At 72.0% G+C, this 16,619-nt stretch carries 16 protein-coding genes; 6 read left to right on the top strand and 10 right to left on the bottom strand.

Annotation, left to right across the window (positions count from 1 at the left end; genetic code table 11):
• Positions 1–6 precede the first annotated feature (6 nt).
• From AB0C15_RS25265 to AB0C15_RS25250, 4 genes are all read right to left on the bottom strand, one after another.
• Complete coding sequence (locus AB0C15_RS25265) at positions 7–516, bottom strand: hypothetical protein (protein WP_357355835.1); 510 nt, start codon at positions 514–516, stop codon at positions 7–9.
• A 96-nt stretch (positions 517–612) separates the two neighbouring features.
• Positions 613–1,896, bottom strand: coding sequence for an MFS transporter (locus tag AB0C15_RS25260; RefSeq protein WP_357355833.1), 1,284 nt, complete (start codon positions 1,894–1,896; stop codon positions 613–615).
• 73 nt (positions 1,897–1,969) lie between these two features.
• Positions 1,970–2,419 (bottom strand): MarR family transcriptional regulator, encoded by a 450-nt coding sequence (locus tag AB0C15_RS25255; protein ID WP_357355831.1) that lies wholly within the window; start codon positions 2,417–2,419, stop codon positions 1,970–1,972.
• 114 nt (positions 2,420–2,533) lie between these two features.
• Entirely contained in the window at positions 2,534–4,051 is a 1,518-nt protein-coding gene (locus tag AB0C15_RS25250; RefSeq protein ID WP_357355829.1) for an NCS2 family permease, read from the bottom strand.
• A gap of 50 nt (positions 4,052–4,101) precedes the next feature.
• Here AB0C15_RS25250 and AB0C15_RS25245 point away from each other — a divergent pair, with 50 nt between their 5' ends.
• Positions 4,102–4,353 carry a DUF2530 domain-containing protein gene (locus AB0C15_RS25245; protein ID WP_357355827.1) on the top strand — a complete coding sequence of 84 codons (252 nt, stop codon included), beginning with the start codon at positions 4,102–4,104 and terminating at the stop codon, positions 4,351–4,353.
• A 24-nt stretch (positions 4,354–4,377) separates the two neighbouring features.
• Here AB0C15_RS25245 and AB0C15_RS25240 read toward each other — a convergent pair whose 3' ends face one another.
• Positions 4,378–5,217 carry a DUF3027 domain-containing protein gene (locus AB0C15_RS25240; RefSeq protein ID WP_357355825.1) on the bottom strand — a complete coding sequence of 280 codons (840 nt, stop codon included), beginning with the start codon at positions 5,215–5,217 and terminating at the stop codon, positions 4,378–4,380.
• Between the two features lie 88 nt (positions 5,218–5,305).
• Here AB0C15_RS25240 and AB0C15_RS25235 point away from each other — a divergent pair, with 88 nt between their 5' ends.
• A complete protein-coding gene (locus tag AB0C15_RS25235) occupies positions 5,306–6,907 on the top strand; it encodes an MFS transporter (RefSeq protein ID WP_357355823.1) in 1,602 nt (533 codons plus the stop codon).
• Entirely contained in the window at positions 6,904–7,554 is a 651-nt protein-coding gene (locus AB0C15_RS25230; RefSeq protein WP_357355821.1) for a futalosine hydrolase, read from the top strand. Before AB0C15_RS25235 ends, AB0C15_RS25230 begins: the two co-directional genes overlap by 4 nt.
• 7 nt (positions 7,555–7,561) lie before the next feature.
• Here AB0C15_RS25230 and AB0C15_RS25225 read toward each other — a convergent pair whose 3' ends face one another.
• Entirely contained in the window at positions 7,562–8,434 is an 873-nt protein-coding gene (locus AB0C15_RS25225) for a GNAT family N-acetyltransferase (protein WP_357355819.1), read from the bottom strand.
• Positions 8,435–8,962: 528 nt separating this feature from the next.
• Between AB0C15_RS25225 and AB0C15_RS25220 the strand changes: the two genes are divergently transcribed.
• A complete protein-coding gene (locus AB0C15_RS25220) occupies positions 8,963–9,811 on the top strand; it encodes a 1,4-dihydroxy-6-naphthoate synthase (protein ID WP_357355817.1) in 849 nt (282 codons plus the stop codon).
• Here the strand turns inward: AB0C15_RS25220 and AB0C15_RS25215 are convergent.
• Positions 9,772–10,158, bottom strand: coding sequence for a cold shock domain-containing protein (locus AB0C15_RS25215; protein ID WP_088986676.1), 387 nt, complete (start codon positions 10,156–10,158; stop codon positions 9,772–9,774). The two genes, AB0C15_RS25220 and AB0C15_RS25215, sit on opposite strands and share 40 nt — an antisense overlap.
• A 27-nt stretch (positions 10,159–10,185) precedes the next feature.
• Positions 10,186–10,809, bottom strand: a complete 624-nt coding sequence (locus AB0C15_RS25210; protein WP_357355815.1) for an HAD hydrolase-like protein — start codon at positions 10,807–10,809, stop codon at positions 10,186–10,188.
• Between the two features lie 83 nt (positions 10,810–10,892).
• On the opposite strand from AB0C15_RS25210, the gene AB0C15_RS25205 reads away from it, so the two are divergent.
• Positions 10,893–13,376 (top strand): helicase-associated domain-containing protein, encoded by a 2,484-nt coding sequence (locus AB0C15_RS25205; protein WP_357355813.1) that lies wholly within the window; start codon positions 10,893–10,895, stop codon positions 13,374–13,376.
• A gap of 30 nt (positions 13,377–13,406) precedes the next feature.
• On the opposite strand, the gene AB0C15_RS25200 is transcribed toward AB0C15_RS25205, so the two are convergent.
• Together AB0C15_RS25200 and AB0C15_RS25195 are read right to left on the bottom strand one after the other, a co-directional pair.
• On the bottom strand, positions 13,407–13,643 hold the full coding sequence (locus AB0C15_RS25200) for a hypothetical protein (RefSeq protein WP_357355811.1): 237 nt from the start codon (positions 13,641–13,643) through the stop codon (positions 13,407–13,409).
• A gap of 97 nt (positions 13,644–13,740) precedes the next feature.
• Positions 13,741–14,622, bottom strand: a complete 882-nt coding sequence (locus AB0C15_RS25195; RefSeq protein WP_357355809.1) for a L,D-transpeptidase family protein — start codon at positions 14,620–14,622, stop codon at positions 13,741–13,743.
• Positions 14,623–14,794: 172 nt separating this feature from the next.
• On the opposite strand from AB0C15_RS25195, the gene AB0C15_RS25190 reads away from it, so the two are divergent.
• Positions 14,795–16,474 carry a DNA repair helicase XPB gene (locus AB0C15_RS25190; protein WP_357355808.1) on the top strand — a complete coding sequence of 560 codons (1,680 nt, stop codon included), beginning with the start codon at positions 14,795–14,797 and terminating at the stop codon, positions 16,472–16,474.
• Positions 16,475–16,619: the final 145 nt, after the last annotated feature.

Here is a 16,619-nt window from a genome sequence, read left to right as displayed (position 1 = left end):
GAGGGGTCAGCGGTGTCGCTGCCACTGCCCGGGGCGGGCCGCCGGGAGGGCCAGCCCGGCGGCGTGCAGCACGCCTTCCACCCGGACCCGCTCGATGTCCTGGTCGACGCCGTCCAGCTCGGCGAGGTGCTCGGTGACACCGAGCGCGCGGCAGGCACGGCGAAGCCGATCGTCGTACGCCCGGACCAGTGCGCTGTGCCAGACCATCGAGCGACCGACGCCGCCGACCCGCTGACCGCGAAGACGGCGCAGGTCCGCGGCGAGCTGCTCCAGCGGCCGGCGGTCAGCGCTGTCGAACTCGCTGAGGTCGATGTCCCGGGTCAGCGCGTCCGCCTCGACGGCCCGGTCGAGACGGGCGATCGTGCGTTTCTCCCGGCGCCGCTCACGCCACTCGGACCAGCCGCAGACCACCCGGTCGAGGATCTCGTCGTAGCAGAAGAGCAGGGCGAATGCCGCCGGCAGAGTGGCCACGGCGAGGAACGCCAGGGCCAGCATCAGCGCGCGTCCGACTCCCACGCATCGACGCTAAGCCCCACCGTGCCACCCCGCCACCGATTTGGCCGCATCCGCGCGATTCGCGCGATCGGACGCGGCCCGGCCCGGCCCCAAACCTCAGCAGTCGGTGGAGGTGACGTAGAAGCGGGGCATCGGCAGCACCCGGAAACGCAGCCGGGCACCGGAGTGCCGGAGCTGCCAGGTGAGGCCGATCAGGGCGGCGGCAAGCGAGATGAGACCACCCATCCAGATGCTGGCACCGGCACCGAAGTGCTCCGCGACCCAGCCGATCAGCGGCGCGCCGACCGGGTTGGTGCCCAGGAACACCAGCACCCACAGGGCCATCACCCGTCCCCGGAAGGCCGCGTCCACGCCCAACTGGACCCGCTGGTTGGCGGCCTGGGCGAAGAAGACCATGAAGAAGCCGGTCGGCACCAGCAGGGCCACGACCAGCCAGTACGTCGAGGCGAGACCGACCAGGGTGCCGAAGCTGGCGCAGGCGATCGCCGCACCGAGCACCAGCCAGACCGACGGCCGGCTCCGCCGACCGGTGCCGCTGAGTGCGCCGCCGAGCGCGCCCACGGCCAGCGCCGTGCTGAACAGGCCGAAGGAGGCCGCGCCGGTGTTGAAGACCGTCTTGGCCAGGGCGGCCAGGGTGAGCTGGAAGTTGAACAGGGACATGCCGATCACCGACATGACCGCCATCGGCAGCAGCAGGTCGGGGCGGCGCGACACGTACCGCAGCCCGTCGACGACCCGCGCGGACGCCCGCTCGTCGCGCGGCGGCAGGGCGTCGCGCTGTAGTTCGGCCGTCCGCATCCGGACCACATTGACCAGGGGCGCGATCGAGCTGACGGCGGTGAACAGGAAGACCGGCCCCACGTCGAACGCGGCGATGGCCAGGCCGGCGACGGCCGGGCCGACGATCCGGGCGGAGTTGAACACGGCGGCGTTGAGCGACAGCGCGTTGGGCAGCAGCGGGGTGCCGACCAGTTCGGAGACGAACGCCTGCCGGACCGGGGTCTCCACCGCGTTGGCGGTGCCGAGCAGTGCGGCGAAGGCGAAGACGTGCCAGAGCTGCACCAGGTCGGTGAGGACCAGCAGCGCCATGCCCAGCGCCAGCAGGCTCCAGAAGGAGTTGGCGACGAAGAGCAGCACCCGCTTGTCGTACCTGTCGGCGAGCCGGCCGGAGAAGAGGGTGAGCAGGAGGACCGGGGTGAACTGGCAGGCGGTGACCACGCCGAGGGCGGTCGCCGAATTGTTGGAGAGGTCGAGGACGAGCCAGTCCTGGGCGATGAACATCATCCAGACGCCGACCAGCTTGATTAGCTGCCCGGATGCGAAAAGGCGGTAGTTGCGGACCTGTAGGGACTGGAACATCGTGCTCAGCTTCGCCTGCACTCTTGGTGTGCCTCCTCAAGGACGTACGCGTCATCGACAGGTGACGGCACGGACCCGGTGGCGCGGGTGCGGCTCAGGCGCGAGCGAGCTGCTGGAGAATCTCGGCGGCCCTCTGCAGGGTCTCCCGTTCGTCCTCGTCGAGTGCGGCCAGCCGGTGGGCCAGCCACTCGTCGCGGGCCCGCTCGAACTGGTCGAGCACGGCCTGCGCTCCTTCGGTCGCCGCGAGGATGACCTGTCGGCCGTCGGTCGGGTGGGGTGTCCGCTGCACGAGGCCGCGTTCCTCCAACTTCCCAACGATCTTGGTCATCGTCGGCGGCTGCACCCGCTCCACATCGGCCAGCTCACGGGGGGTCATCGCACCCGCCAGCCGGAGGCTGGTGAGCGCGGAGACCTGGGTGACCGTGAGGTCGCCGACCGGTCGGGCCTGTCGGACCCGCCGGTTGAGTCGGGTGATCGCATCACGCAACTGGGGAGCCAGTTGCGCCGGTGGCACGCGTTCCGCCGTCACCGTCCGCTCCGTCACAGTAGTTAGCTTAACTAATGAGCATGGCTAACGACATCCGTTATGACCAGGCTCACGGGGGGATACAGATGGTACGGGCGGGGAATCCCGATCGACTCCCCGCCCGCTCGCGCCTCAGAGCACCAGGGACTCGATCGGCCCACGCAGGAAGTACAGCACGAACAGCGCCGCCACCCCGTACAGCAACGGGTGGATCTCCCGGGCCTTGCCGCGGGCCAGCTTGACCACCACGAAGGTGATCAGACCAGCGCCGATACCGTTCGAGATCGAGTAGGTGAACGGCATCAGCACGATGGTGAGGAACGCCGGAATGGCGATCTCGTAGTCGGACCAGTCGATCGTCCGCACCGCGGTCATCATCAGGAACCCGACCACCACCAGGGCCGTCGACGCCGCCTCGAACGGCACGATCACGACAAGCGGCGCCAGGAACATCGCGAGCAGGAAGAGCGCGCCGGTGACCAGGTTGGCCACGCCGGTCCGCGCACCCTCCGCGACACCCGCGGCGCTCTCGATGTACGACGTGTTGCTCGAGGTGCTCGCCGCACCGCCGGCCGCCGCCGCGATCGAGTCGACGAGCAGGATCTCCTTGGCCCTCGGCGGGGTGCCCTGCTCGTCGAGCAGGCCACCCTCCTGGCCGACGGCGACCATCGTGCCCATGGTGTCGAAGAAGTCGGTGATCAACAGCGTGAAGATGAACATCAACACGACGACCCAGCCGGCCCGACCCCACGAGTCGAAGACGTTGAACTTGCCCAGCAGCGACAGGTCCGGCAGGTCGACGACGGTCTTCGGCAACTCCGGCACGTTGAGGGCCCAGCCCTTCGGGTTGGGCTTGCCGTCGACGAAGGACGGCCCGATGTTGCCGATCGCCTCCACGATCACCGCCAGCACCGTCGAGGCGAGGATGCCGATCAGGATCGCGCCCTTCACCCGGCGCGCCACAAGCACCAGGGTGATCAGCAGACCCACCACGAAGACCAGCAGCGGCCAGCTCACCAGCTTGCCGCCGACGCCCAGGCCGACCGGGACCGTGGTGTTGGCGGCATCCGGAAGACGCCGCACGAAGCCGGCGTCCACCAGGCCGATGATGGTCAGGAACAGACCGATGCCGACCCCGATCGCACTCTTCATCTGGGTCGGCACCGACCGGAACACCGCGGTCCGCAGACCGGTCAGCACCAGCACCGCGATGATCAGACCCTCGATCACCACCAGGCCCATCGCGTCGGCCCAGGTCATCTCGGGGGCGATCTCGTACGCCACCAGGGCGTTGACGCCCAGACCGGCGGCGAGCGCCAGCGGGAACCGGCCGACCACACCCATCAGGATGGTCATCAGACCGGCGACGAGCGCGGTCGCGGCAGCCAGCGCGGGAATCGGGAGGCTCTTGTCGTCGCCGTCGACCGCACCGCCGAGGATCAGCGGGTTGAGCACCACGATGTACGCCATCGTGAAGAAGGTCGCCAGGCCACCGCGTACCTCGCGGCTCAACGTCGAGCCACGGGCGGAGATCTCGAAGAACCTGTCGAAACCGTTACGCGGTTGAGCGGGGGTGGGAGGTGTGCCGTTCTCGGGCGGCGCTACTGCCATCGCGTCCTCGCAGGTGATCTTCCGGTTTGTCGCGCGCATCGTCCCAGATCGTCGACGGGCAGGGGAAGCTCATCCCGTACGCTTGCCGGATGCCGACCGAGCAGCCACCGCGGCCCGCACCACTGGATCCGCCGATGGTGCCGTTCGCCCTCGCCGGGCTGGCCGCCTGGGCGGTCGCCGGGCTGGTCCTGCTGATCTTTTTCCGGGGTTGGTTGACCGACCACGGTCACCAGAACTGGCTCTGGACCTGCCTCGCCGGCTTCCTCTGGGGTTTCCCGGGCCTCGCCGTGATGATGCGGCACGACGCCCACCGACGACGCCGCCGCCGCCGCGCGAGCTGACCCCGACCGGGCCGGGGCGAACGCTCAGGAGTGCCCGTACGGCTCCGCCGGCTCGGTGGTCTCCACGGAGCCCGGGGCCCGACTGACCGACATGGCCTCCACCGCGCTGTCGTCGTACACCGTGGGCAGCTCGTCGACAGCGGTCTCGGCCGCCTCGATCAACGTCTCGGAGTGTGCGCCGCAACCGTGGTCGGCGCTCACCACCCGGCCGTCGTCCGGGGCGTAGAAGTTGCCGCACGCCCCGAATGCCTGCCGCATCGCACCGGCCAGCGGCAGGTAGAAGCCGCAGGTGCCGCAACGGGCGGCGGACGGTGCGGCGGTCGAGATGGCCGCGGCGGGGCCGTGGTCGCCGTCGTACCAGCGCTGCGCGGTGTCGATGCGGCCCTCGCGGGACAGCACGCGGGCCCGGCCGAGGCCCAGCTCCCACGCCGTCTCCTCGACCGCCGGGTCGTCGGACAGCAGGTAACCGGGGACCAGACGATCGTCGTCGGGCGAGGTCGGAAGCAGGTCACCCGGACCCAGATCGCCCGGCTTGAGGCGCTCCTGCCAGGGCAGCCAACCGGGCGCGAGCAGCGCGTCCGGCCCGGGCAGCAACACTGTCTCGCAGATGGTCACCGTCTTGCTGCGCGGCACCCGGGTGACGGTGACCGCCCAGCGCCAGCCGCGGTAACCGGCGAGGCGGCATTCGAAGTAGTGGGTGACCAGTCGGTCGCCCTCAGCAACGACCTGCAGGTGATCGCCGACGTCGTCGGCGCCCACCTCGGTGATGCCGGCGCGGGCCACCTCGACGGCGGCGGCGCAGACCTGGTCGAGACGGGCGGCACGGGTGGAGACGGGCCTGGTCACCTCACCATTGTTCCCCATGCGCCTCGCAGGGGTGACAGGGACTCCCGGGGAACCTTTCCCAGCGGTGGTGCGGCGTACCCGGACCAGATGGGCGAGGATGGTGCACATGCCGTCGTACTCCCGCTCCGGGCGATCCGTCCTCGGGCGGACCGTCGGCACCGGCATTCGCGCCATCCGTCTGCTGCTGCGTGGTTCGCTGGGCAGCGGCCGCTGGGTGACCCGCCGGGCTGGTCGGGTCCGCGCCCGGGGCGCCGGCGGCGAGGTCGGCATGGTCCGGCTGTTCGATCTGCACGCCCTCTCCTGCGCGGGAGACACGCTCATCGCCATCGGCCTGGCCGGCACGATCTTCTTCAACGTGCCGCTCGGCGAGGCCCGCAGCAAGGTCGCGCTCTACCTGCTGGTGACCATGGTGCCGTTCGCGATGCTCGCTCCGGTGGTGGGCCCGCTGCTGGACCACTTCCGGCACGGTCGGCGGTACGCCCTGGCCGCGACGATGCTCGGTCGCGCCTTCCTGGCCTGGTTGATCTCCGACTACATCCACGGCTTCGGGCTCTATCCGGCCGCGTTCGGGGTCCTCGCGCTCTCCCGGGCGTACGGCGTGGCCCGCTCCGCGGCGGTGCCCCGGTTGTTGCCGGAGGGCCTCGGCCTGTCCCAGGTAGGTGCCCGGGCCAGCGTCTACGGCACGGTCGCGGGCGCGCTTGTGGCGCCGATCGGCCTGGCCGCGTTCTGGTTCGGGCCGCAGTGGCCGCTCCGGGTCGCGTCGGTGATCTTCCTGGTCGGCATGGTGATCTCTCTGCGACTGCCGCCGAAGGCCGACTCGGAGCCACCGGAGCGCGTCCCTCGGCCGCTGCGCGCGCTGGGTCGCCGCGGGGGAGATCGACCGCTGGGCCGGGGCCGACCGTCCGGCCGGCTGGTGATCGCCGCCCTGATCAGCGCGGCCTTGTCCCGTGCGCTCTACGGCTTCCTGCTGCTCTTCCTCGCCTTCGCGATCAAGAAGGGCGACCTGACCACTGTGGTGTTCGGCCGGGACCTGGGCGCCGAGTGGGCGTTGGGGTTGGTCGGCGGCGCGCTCGCGGTCGGCACCTTCCTGGCCACCGCCGTCGGCACCCGACTGCGCATCCACCGGCCGACCGCCATCCAGTCCAGCAGCATGATCATCGTGGCGGGGGTGGCGGTGCTCGCCGTCATCCAGTTCTCGCTGGCGATGGTCGCCCTGCTGTGCCTGGTCGCCGCAATGGTCAGCGGAATCGCCAAGCTGGCCGTGGACGCCTCCATTCAGGAACGCATCCCGGAACGGCTGCGAGCCAGCTCCTTCGCCCACTCCGAGACGGTGCTGATGCTGGCCTTCGTCGCCGGCGGCGGGCTCGGCCTGGTGCCGTTCGACGGTCGGATGGGCATCGCCGTCGCCGCCGGGGTCGGCGTGCTTGCCGCGACCCGGGGTGTGCTGGTCGCCGCCCGGCTACGCGGCGAGAAGCTGGCCGGCCGACCACTCGGCGACGACGAGCTGACCGACGACGAACCGGCCGACGAACCCGGCGATGTGGCGCCCACCTCGCCGGCCCCGGCCCAGGCCGGTTCCCCGCAGTACGACGACCCGAGCCTCGCCCCGCCGGGCTACCACATCTACCGCCCGTCATCGGCTGTCGGCGGCCCGGGCAGCGGGGCCGACGACGAGACCCGCCGCGAATCCCCCGGCTCACTCTCGTGACCGCCCTGCTGGTGGTCACGGCGGTCCCCGCCGAGGCGGACGCGGTCCGCGCCGGCCTGACCGACCCCGACGTGACCGTCACGCCGGTCGGCGTGGGCCCGGCCGTCGCCGGTGCCGCCACCGCCCGGCTGCTGGCACTGGCCGAGGCCGCCGGCCGCCCGTACCGTGCGGTGGTCTGCGCCGGCGTGGCCGGCGGCTTCACCGGCCGCGCCGAGGTCGGCGACACGGTGGTCGGCACCGTCAGCATCGCCGCCGACCTGGGCGCCGAGTCCCCAGACGGGTTCATCCCGGTGGACGAGTTGGGCATGCCGCCAGCGCTGCTCGGTGCCGGCAGTCGGGTGCCGACGGACCCGGGTCTGCTGGCGGCGTTGCGGGCCGCGCTCCCGACGGCCGCGGCCGGCCCGGTGCTCACGGTCAGCACCGTCACCGGCACCACCGCAAGCACCGACGAGCTGCGCCGGAGGCATCCGGAAGCCGTCGCCGAGGCCATGGAGGGGTACGGCGTGGCGGTCGCCGCGGCGCAGGCCGGCGTGCCCTTCGCCGAGCTGCGCACCATCTCCAACCCGATCGGCCCCCGCGACCGGGATGCCTGGCGACTGCACGAAGCCCTGGCCGCCCTGACCGCAGCAGCCCCGGCGCTGCGCTGACCGGGCACTAGCTGCCGCGCTTGCCGGTCTCTTGCAGGCGCAACGCGAAAGGGCGGCGTGCCTCGATCTCGAAGCCGCACGCCAGCAACAGTTCCGTGCCGAACCCCTCGGCGATGGCGACCGCGTCGACGATGCCCGCCTCGCGCATGTCGGTCAGCAGTGCGGTGACAAGCCGACGTGCGAGCCCCAACCGCCGGTAGCGGGCATCGACGAGCACGCCGTCGAGCACCATCTCCCGCTCCGGCAGGCCCGGATGCCACTCCCCGAACTCCAAAAACGGGCTGCGCTCATGGGCCCGCAGCTCACCGACCAACGCGCCGTCGGGAAGTTCGGCGACGTACCGCCAGCAGGTGGCCGGCAGGTCACTGCCGATCACCCGGCGCACCTGTGCTGTCCTCTGCGCCTCGGCAGCCCACCGCCGGTTGTCGCGATAGCGCCGGTTCAGCTCGTAGGCGGCCGGTGGCAGTGGAAGTGGATACCGCTCGGGCGGCAACCGGTACCACTCCGCCCACCAGGCGCCGGGCCAGTCCCGAGGCTCGTGGACCGGCCACACGTCCAGGTGAGCCGGGTATCGACGGCCCCCCTGGTCCCGCATGTCGTCGTGCGGGACAGGTGTGAGTGTGAGTGTGGCGGTGCCGGAGGTCGGTGCCGGGATGCCGATGGTCAACTGCCCACCCGCCGCCCGGACGAGGCGTTCCACCGTCCGGAGACGAGGATTGCCCGCCCGCCCCGACTCGATCCGGGCCAGTGTCGGCTGCGGCACCCCGGATCGCTCGGCCAACTGCCGCTGACTCAGATCGGCCCGCCGACGTAGGGCGCGGAGCGCCGAACCGAGATCGACCCCGCTGCTCTCGTCGGTGTGCTCAGTCGCCTCGGTCACAGGCCGATGCTCCCCGCTGGTCAGCGCACTATCAACACCCTCGTCGGAGCTGTGGATAAAGCTGTGGACAACCTCCCGGGTCGGTGGACGACCTAAGGCCGCAGACGCCCTTTGGAGCTGAATCGTCTGCGACATCACCACGACGACCTGCGCCACAACCCTTCGGCCGAATTGGCCGCACCAGACCCCGCACTGCCAAGGCTCATTGCTCACCGTGATTCGTTTGCGGCATCAGCTCCAAAGGGAGGCCAACACAGGTGCCAGACCCCGCACCCCGGGCGGATCGCATCAACCGCTGCCCAGGAGGTCGGCTGCAGCCAGCCAGGTGACCGTCGAGGTGCAGGGCGACGCCGTTCGGTGCCGGCGGCGACCTGTCGCGGACCTTCGTCGCGCACCCACCTCGCGGACCTTCGTCGCGCACCACGTGGCGGCTCAGCCTCGCGAGACAGCCTCGCGGATCTTCGTCGCGGATCACACCGGGCGGGGTGGGCGCGGGCGGCGCGGTGGTGGCGGGGCTAGCGTGAGGGTGTGGCGCTCTCTCTGGCGATCTCGCCCTGCCCCAACGACACGTTCGTCTTCCATGCGCTGGTGCACGGGCGGGTGCCCGGCGCGCCGCCGGTCGAGGTGACGTACGCCGACGTGGACGTCACCAACACGGCGGCCGAGCGGGGCGCGTTCGACCTGGTGAAGGTGAGTTTCGCGGCGCTGCCCTGGCTGCTGGACGACTACCACCTGCTGCCCTGCGGCGGCGCGCTCGGACGCGGCTGCGGCCCGCTGGTGCTCACCCGGGGCGACCGTGACGGCGGCCCGGACCGCACCGACCTGACCGGCGCGACGGTGGCGGTGCCGGGTGACCGGACCACCGCGTACCTGCTGTTCCGGCTCTGGTCGGCCGGGCGACCGCCGGCACGGATCGAGGTGGTCCCGTTCCACGAGATCATGCCGGGCGTGGCGGCGGGGCGCTACGACGCCGGGCTGGTCATTCACGAGGCCCGCTTCACCTACCACCGGCACGGCCTGAGCGCCCTGGTCGACCTCGGCGAATGGTGGGAGGCCGACACCGGCCTGCCCATTCCCCTCGGCGCGATCCTGGCCAAGCGTGGCGCGGTCGACCCGGAGGCCGCAGCCGGCTGGGTCCGCGAATCGGTCCGGCAGGCCTGGGCGGACCCGACGGCCAGCCGCGAGTACGTGCTGGCGCACGCCCAGGAGATGGAACTCGACGTCGTCGACCGGCACATCGGCCTCTACGTCAACGAGTTCACCGCGGACCTGGGCGAGGCAGGGTTCGCCGCGGTGGCGGCACTTCTCGACCGGGCCGCCACCGCTGGCCTGGTGCCTCAGACCTCCAGCTCGCGTGCCACCGCGTGGACCAGCTGAGCGATCTTCTGCGCGGTCTTCTTGTCCGGGTACCGGCCCCGACGCAGGTCCGGCTGGACCTTCGCCTCCAGCACCTTGATCATGTCTTCGACCAGGCCGTGCAGCTCCTCGGCCGGCCGACGGCGCAGCTCCGCCATCGACGGCGGCGCGTCCAGCAGCTTGACTCCCATGGCCTGCGCGCCCCGGCGGCTGTCCACCACGCTGAAGTCGACCCGCTGGCCACCCTTGAGGTCGGTGACGCCCGCCGGCAACGCGCCCTTGGGCAGGAACACGTCGCCGCCCTCGTCACTGGTGACGAAGCCGTATCCCTTGGCCGTGTCGTACCACTTCACTCGACCCGTAGGCACCTGAAAACCCCTGCTTCACTTGAGCCGCTACTGCTCCAAGGCTAGCTGGATGATCCCGTCGAGCGCCGCTGGGAATTCGGTGAGCGCGTCCAGCACCACTTCCGCCCCGGCGTCCCGCAGCTCAACGGAGGAGCACGGGCCGGTGGCGACACCGATACCGGGCACCCCGGCCGTTGCCGCCGCCACCATGTCCGCCACATGGTCACCGACGTAGTGGGTCGCGCCGTGCTCCCGCAGGGCGGTCGCCTTCTGCTCGGCGAACAGGTCGCCGGCCAACTCGTCGACCTCGAGACCGAGGTGGTCCAGGTGCAACCGGGCCAGCCGGCCGATCTTGGACGTGACGACAAGCACACGCCCACCCCGCGCACGGATCGCGTCGATGGACTCCCGCGCGCCGGGCAGCAGGAGCGTCGGGGTGATCGCGTACGCCGGGTACAGCTCGCGGTACACCAGCACGGCCGACTCGACCTGCTCCGGCGGGAACCAGTGCGCGATCTCGGTACGCAGCGGCGGCCCGAGCCGGGACACCGCCAGCTCGGCGTCGACAGGTACGCCGGTCTTCGCGGTCAGCGCGCGGTACGCCGCGGCGATGCCGGGGCGGGAGTCCACCAGGGTCATGTCGAGATCGAATCCGACGGTCAGTGCGGGCATGTCGAGAAACGTACCGGCCACGCCCGGTCGGCCGGACGTCCGAGGGGCGCGGAAGGCCAGTGCCGGGCTAGCGTGGAAAGACGATGACCACCTCACTCGCCGACCACCTACGGTCGCTGCCCGACGAGTCACTAGCCGCGCTCCTCCAGCTGCGGCCGGACCTCGTCGTGCCCGTGCCGGCAGACGTCTCCGCCCTGGCCATCCGGGCCCAGTCCCGGGTCTCCGTGGCCCGCGCCCTGGACGGTCTGGACCAGTTCACCCTCCAGATCCTCGACGCCGCCCGCCTCACCCGGAACCCGGACGACACCACCACTGCCACCGACACCGTGCTCGCGATGGCGACCGCGGGGCCACAACCGCCGGCTCCGACGGCCGTCCGGGCCGCCGTGGGCCGGCTCCGTGCGCTCTTCCTGCTGTACGGCCCGGAGCACGCGCTCCAGGTGGTGCCCGCCGTCGACGAGGTCGCCCCCTACCCCGCTGGGCTCGGCCGGCCGGCCGAGGAGCTGGACCCGCGCACGGCCGCGCTCTGCGCGGACCCGGCGAAGCTCCGGCGGACGGTGCTCGCCGCGCCGCCCTCGGCCCGGGCGATCCTGGACCGGCTGGCGGCCGGCCCGCCGGTCGGCAGCGTGCCTCCGGGGGCGTTGCAGGCGCCGCCGCTCGGCGCCGCGGACCCGGTCCTCTCCGACCCGACGAACGGTGGCGCGCCGACCGGCTCCCCGGTGCGGTGGCTCGTCGACAACCGGCTGCTGGTGCCCGTGACGACCGGCTCGGCCACCGCCAGCGGAACTGTGGAGCTGCCCCGCGAGGTCGGCCTGCTGCTGCGCCGCGACAGCGGCCCGCTCGGGCCCCTGCGCACCAGCCCACCGCCGGTGGCCGCCGCGCCGCGCGAGCCCAAGGCGGTCGACTCGGCCGGGGCCGGGCAGACCATGGAAGTGGTTCGGAACACCGAGGGGCTGCTGGAGCAGCTCGCCGACGAGCCCGCGCCGGTGCTGCGGTCGGGCGGCATCGGGGTGCGGGACCTGCGCCGGTTGGCGCGTACCGCCGGGCTCGACGAACCGACCACGGCGCTGCTGCTGGAGGTGGCGTACGCGGCCGGGCTGCTCGGCGAGCTGGAGACCCCAGGTGCGGCCACCGGGCGGTACGGGGTGGATCAGCAGGTGCTGCCGACCGGCGGGTACGAGGTGTGGCGGGCCGTCTCGGTGGCTCAACGGTGGGAGCAGCTCGCCCGAGCGTGGCTGGGCATGACCCGGCAGGTGGGCCTGGTCGGCCGCCGAGACGACCGGGACCGGCCGATCACCGCGCTCTCCGCCGAGGCCGAACGAGCCGGAGCGCCGGCCACCCGGCGGGCGGTGCTCGGCGTACTCGCCGACCTGGAGCCGGCGACCGCGCCGACGCCGGAGGAGGTGCAGGACCTGCTCGACTGGCGGGCCCCACGCCGCAGCCGGGGCCGGGACGCCGCCCACCGCGAGGTGCTGGCCGAGGCCGCTCAGCTGGGCGTGACGGGGCTGGGGGCGCTCACGTCGTACGGTCGGCTGCTGCTCGGTGACGTGACGGGGGCCGACGAGCGGGGCGACGACCCGCTTGGCGTGCACGCGGACGTCGAGAGCGGCGACCCGTCCGGTGCCGCGCGGGCGCTTGACGCCCTGCTGCCCGCACCTGTCGACCACTTCCTGGTGCAGGCCGACCTGACCGTTGTGGTGCCCGGCCCGCCCGAGCCGGCACTCGCCGCCGAGTTGGAGGCGATGACCGAACTGGAGTCGGCCGGTGCGGCCAGCGTGCACCGGGTCACCACGGCGAGTGTTCGGCGCGCACTTGACTCCGGTTACGTGGCCGACGACCTGCACGACGTGTTCCGGCGCCGGTCCCGTACCCCGGTGCCGCAGGGGCTGACGTACCTGATCGACGACGTGGCCCGTAAGCACGGCGGGCTGCGGGTCGGCCTGGCCGGGGCGTACCTGCGCAGTGACGACGAGGCCCTGGTCAGCGAGGTGTTGGCCGACCGGCGGTTGGAGTCGTTGGCGCTGCGGCGGCTCGCCCCGACGGTGCTCTGCACGCAGTACCAGGTTGGTCGGCTGCTGGGCGCGCTCCGCGACGCGGGGTACGCCCCGGTGCAGGAGGACGGCACCGGCAGCACCGTGCTGACCCGGCCGCGAATCCGGCGGGCGCCGGCCCGGGTGTCGGTGACCACCCGGACGATCGATCCGCTGACCGCTCCCAAGCTGCCGATGCCCCGGCTGCTCGGCGTGGTGGAGCACATCCGTCGGGGTGACGCGGCGGCGCGGGCCGCCCGGCGGGCACCGGCGGTGGTGCGCGGCGGCGCGCCGGGGCTGGGCGGCGGCCCGGTGCCGGCGCACACCCACAGCGAGGCCCTGGCGGTGCTCCAGCAGGCGGTCCGGGACAAGGCGCTGGTCTGGGTCGGTTACGTCGACGCGCACGGGGCGACCGCGTCGCGCCTGCTCAAACCGGTCTCGATCGGTGCCGGTTACCTGCGGGCCGAGGATGAGCGGACCGAAATGCTGCACACGTTCGCTCTGCACCGGATCACCGCGGCGGTGGTGGCGGACTGACCGGCAGCGCCACCGGGCGGGCGCTGTCGGTCAGCGGCGGCTGCGGCGGACGGTGCCGACCACCGAGATGATCAGTAGCAGCGCGAAGCCGGCGCCGGCGGACTCGCCGACCGAGTCGACGAAGCCCTGCTGGAGCACCAGCCAGCCGAAGAGGAACCACCCGAGGAGGAGCGTCGCCGCGACGGCGTACGCGATGACCGTCGCTCGGGACACCTCGTGGGGTGGTGCCTGCTCGTGCTCCGCGATCACGTCACGGTCGACCGTCATGCCCAGCCTCCCCGCCCGGTCCGGCCCTGGACTCCCAGGGTGACACTCGTTGGTCCGGTCGGACAGGGGGTTATCCCCTCGATTCGCTCCGTGTCGCTCAGGTGCCGGGACGCCTGCCGATCAGAACCACCCGGGTGCCGACCTTGCCCAGCTCCCACATGCGGACGGCGTCGGCGTGCAGGAGGTTGACGCAGCCGTGCGAGCCGATCGACTTGTCGTGCAGGTAGGTGGTGGTCTCGTGGAAGCCCATCCCCTGGGTGAAGTGCTGCCAGTACGGCAGCCACACCTCGTACGGGTCGGACCACTCCTTGGGGTTGCGGTAGTTGACGGTGTACGTGCCGGCCGGGGTGCGGTAGCCGGACATCCCGGTGCGGGTCACCGTCGGCCCCATGATCACCTTGCCGTTGCGGAGCGCCCACACGGTCTGCCGGGTCAGGTCCACGCAGAACGTGGTGCCGGTGCCGGCCTTGCAGCGGGCCGGGTCGGTGGTGGCGAGGCGCTGGGCCACGTCGAGGGTGGTGGGTCCGGCGCGACCCTCGACGGGGCGAATGCCGTACCTCTTCTGGAACTTCTTGATCGCGGCGCAGTCGGCGGCGGACTGCCGCCCGTCCACGGTCAGCGCCCCGAACCCGCCCAACCGGGCCAGGTACGTCTCCACCGCGCGCTGGTGCTGCCCCTGGGGGCAGCCGGCGACCGTCGGCCGAGCGGGGCTGGGGGTCGTGGTGGGTGCCGCCGTGCGGGTCGGCTTCGGTGTGGGTTTCGGGGAGGGTTTCGAGGTGGGCGTGGCCGGCCTGGACCGGCCGTGCTGGTCGGGCCCGAGCGTGTCGCTCGCCCCCGTTGCCTGTTCCGCGGCACCGGCTGGGGCGGCTCCCCCGCCACCACTCCCGCCGGACTGCGGATCGAACGCACACGCACTCGCGCCGACCAGCACGACCACCACGAGGGCGACCAGCCGGGAGGCGATCCGGACATGCTTCATGGAACCTCCCCTGACAATCGTCCCCTTCTTAGACGTTCGTGAGTGCCGTCACGGTTGCGCCGGGTGCGCATCTTTCTTCGGCCGTCCCGCATCGTGCAACACTGGATGGTCGGCCAGCGGCGGGTGTGCGACCCGTCCCGGCCGGTCGGCCAACCGAGGAGAGGACGCTGGCGTGAGCGGTGGACCACTGATCGTGCAGTCGGACAAGACCCTGCTGCTGGAGATCGACCACCCCGACGCGCAGGCCTGCCGAATGGCGATCGCGCCGTTCGCGGAGTTGGAGCGCTCGCCGGAGCACGTGCACACGTACCGGCTGACCCCGCTGGGTCTGTGGAACGCCCGGGCGGCGGGGCACGACGCCGAGGGTGTGGTCGACTCGCTGCTGAAGTACTCCCGCTATCCGGTGCCGCACGCGTTGCTGGTCGACGTGGCCGAGACGATGGACCGGTACGGCCGGCTCCAGCTCGCCAACGACCCGGCGCACGGGCTGGTGCTGCGGGCGCTCGACCGGCTGGTGCTGATCGAGGTGGCCAAGAGCAAGAAGCTCGCCGGCATGCTCGGCGACAAGATCGACGACGACACCATCCGGGTGCACCCGTCCGAGCGCGGCCGCCTGAAGCAGGCGCTGCTCAAGCTGGGCTGGCCGGCAGAGGACCTGGCCGGTTACGTCGACGGTGAGGCGCACCCGATCGAGCTGGCCGAGGCCGGCAAGGACGGGCGCAAGCCGTGGACGCTGCGGTCGTACCAGCGGGAGGCCGTCGAGGCGTTCTGGGCCGGCGGGTCGGGTGTGGTGGTGCTGCCCTGCGGTGCCGGCAAGACCCTGGTCGGCGCGGCGGCGATGGCCGAGGCGAAGGCGACCACGCTGATCCTGGTCACCAACACGGTCGCCGGTCGGCAGTGGAAGCGGGAGCTGATCGCCCGTACCTCGCTGACCGAGGAGGAGATCGGCGAATACTCCGGCGAGCGCAAGGAGATCCGCCCGGTCACCATCGCCACGTACCAGGTGCTCACCTCGCGGCGCGGCGGCGCGTTCACCCACCTGGACCTGTTCGGGGCCCGCGACTGGGGCCTGGTCGTCTACGACGAGGTGCACCTGCTGCCCGCGCCGATCTTCCGGTTCACCGCGGACCTCCAGGCCCGCCGCCGGCTGGGCCTCACCGCGACTCTGGTACGCGAGGACGGCCGCGAGGGTGACGTGTTCAGCCTCATCGGGCCGAAGCGGTACGACGCGCCGTGGAAGGACATCGAGTCGCAGGGCTGGATCGCCCCGGCCGAGTGCACCGAGGTCCGGGTGACCCTGACCGACGCGGAGCGGATGTCGTACGCGACCGCGGAGGCGGAGGAGCGCTACCGGATGGCGGCGACCGCCCGCACCAAACTGCCGGTGGTCAAGGCGCTGGTCGACCGGCACCCGGACGACCAGGTGCTGGTGATCGGCGCGTACATCGATCAGCTGCACCAGCTCGGCGAATACCTGGACGCCCCGATCATCCAGGGCTCGACCACGAACAAGGAGCGGGAGCGGCTCTTCGACGCGTTCCGCACCGGTGAACTGCGGACGCTGGTGATCTCGAAGGTCGGCAACTTCTCCATCGACCTGCCCGAGGCGGCGGTGGCGATCCAGGTCTCCGGCACGTTCGGCTCGCGCCAGGAAGAGGCCCAGCGGCTCGGTCGGGTGTTGCGGCCGAAGGCCGACGGCCGGCAGGCGCACTTCTACACGGTGGTCTCCCGGGACACGATCGACACCGAGTACGCGGCGCACCGGCAGCGCTTCCTCGCCGAACAGGGGTACGCGTACACGATCGTCGACGCCGACGACGTCCTCGGCCCGAAGCTGCCGACCGTCGACTGACGCGTCCCGGAACCGGGGCGCCGGGGCGCCAGTCCAAGGTCCGCGCATCCTCCCTGGGGTAGTTCCATCCTGAGTTGGCTGGTCAGGGGGTCTTGACGGCCTGGCGGTGGTGGAGATGGGGCAGGTCAACCATCGGTGATCTTCG

The sequence above is a fragment of the Micromonospora sp. NPDC048835 genome (assembly GCF_040649995.1).
Lineage (GTDB): Bacteria > Actinomycetota > Actinomycetes > Mycobacteriales > Micromonosporaceae > Micromonospora.
The sequence above is the reverse complement of the archived record's forward strand: the minus strand, read 5'-3'. Positions and strand labels throughout refer to the sequence as shown.

Coding starts and splice junctions, on each gene's coding strand:
- AB0C15_RS25195 (WP_357355809.1), bottom strand. CDS start 14,622: ATGAAGCATGTCCGGATCGCCTCCCGGCTGGTCGCCCTCGTGGTGGTC.
- AB0C15_RS25240 (WP_357355825.1), bottom strand. CDS start 5,217: ATGGGGAACAATGGTGAGGTGACCAGGCCCGTCTCCACCCGTGCCGCC.
- AB0C15_RS25200 (WP_357355811.1), bottom strand. CDS start 13,643: ATGACGGTCGACCGTGACGTGATCGCGGAGCACGAGCAGGCACCACCC.
- AB0C15_RS25205 (WP_357355813.1), top strand. CDS start 10,893: ATGACCACCTCACTCGCCGACCACCTACGGTCGCTGCCCGACGAGTCA.
- AB0C15_RS25235 (WP_357355823.1), top strand. CDS start 5,306: ATGCCGTCGTACTCCCGCTCCGGGCGATCCGTCCTCGGGCGGACCGTC.
- AB0C15_RS25245 (WP_357355827.1), top strand. CDS start 4,102: ATGCCGACCGAGCAGCCACCGCGGCCCGCACCACTGGATCCGCCGATG.
- AB0C15_RS25250 (WP_357355829.1), bottom strand. CDS start 4,051: ATGCGCGCGACAAACCGGAAGATCACCTGCGAGGACGCGATGGCAGTA.
- AB0C15_RS25210 (WP_357355815.1), bottom strand. CDS start 10,809: ATGCCCGCACTGACCGTCGGATTCGATCTCGACATGACCCTGGTGGAC.